We start from the raw sequence: 848 nt of genomic DNA, 5'->3' as shown, positions 1-848 counted from the left end.
GCGAGACGCTGGTAAGCAATGCCCGAAAATACCCCCACTGAGACGCCGCGCTCAGGATGGTTCTTAATGCCGATGCAAGCGCTCGTCGCCCCTCTGCTGGCGATGCCGCGGGTTGCCAAACGCGCTCTGGCCTTGCTGCTGGATTCCAGCTTTTGTGTTCTGACGATCTGGCTGGCCTATTGTTTCCGCCTGAACGAATGGACGGTGCTGACAGGTGTGCAGTGGCTGCCGGTCTTCGTTTCACTGTGCATGGCCCTTCCCATCTTTATCGTCATGGGCATGTATCGGGCGATCTTCCGTTATGCCAATATGGCTGCTTTCATTACTGTTCTGAAGGCGATTGCGATCTACGGCGTCGCCTTCATGACAATATTTACAGCACTCAGCGTCCCCGGTGTTCCGAGAACCGTCGGCATCCTCCAGCCCTTCCTTCTGTTGATTGCGATCGGGCTGTCGAGGTTGAGTATCCGCTACTGGCTCGGGGATGCCTACCAGCGCATCCTTCACAAGAATATGCTCGCCAAGGTGCTGATCTATGGGGCAGGGACGGCCGGGCGGCAACTGGCCGGTGCCTTGATCAACAGTGCCGAACTCAATGTCGTCGGCTATCTGGATGATGATCCGCGTCTCAAGGGCGGCGTCATGGGTGGTTTGCCGATCTACGACCCCTCGGATCTTCCGGTGCTTGCCGAATCTCTCGGCGTGCACAACGTGCTTCTTGCTCTTCCCTCCGCATCGCGGCAGCGTCGCAACGAAATCCTGGAGCACATCCGTAAAGCCAGGGTCAATGTTCGCACGTTGCCGGATCTCACTGCCCTGGCTCAGGGACGCATCGCCGTCTCCGACAT

Annotated in this window: 1 protein-coding gene; it reads left to right on the top strand. The window is 58.1% G+C overall.

Translation table 11 applies throughout. The annotated features are described in order from the left end of the window. Nucleotides 1–18 precede the first annotated feature (18 nt). A partial coding sequence (locus GFM02_RS34780; protein WP_432444462.1) for a nucleoside-diphosphate sugar epimerase/dehydratase occupies nucleotides 19–848 on the top strand: 830 nt, incomplete at its 3' end.

The organism is Rhizobium leguminosarum bv. viciae (assembly GCF_012276115.1).
GTDB lineage: Bacteria > Pseudomonadota > Alphaproteobacteria > Rhizobiales > Rhizobiaceae > Rhizobium > Rhizobium leguminosarum_T.
Note: the sequence above shows the minus strand (reverse complement) of the source record. Positions and strands in the feature narration are given on the sequence as shown.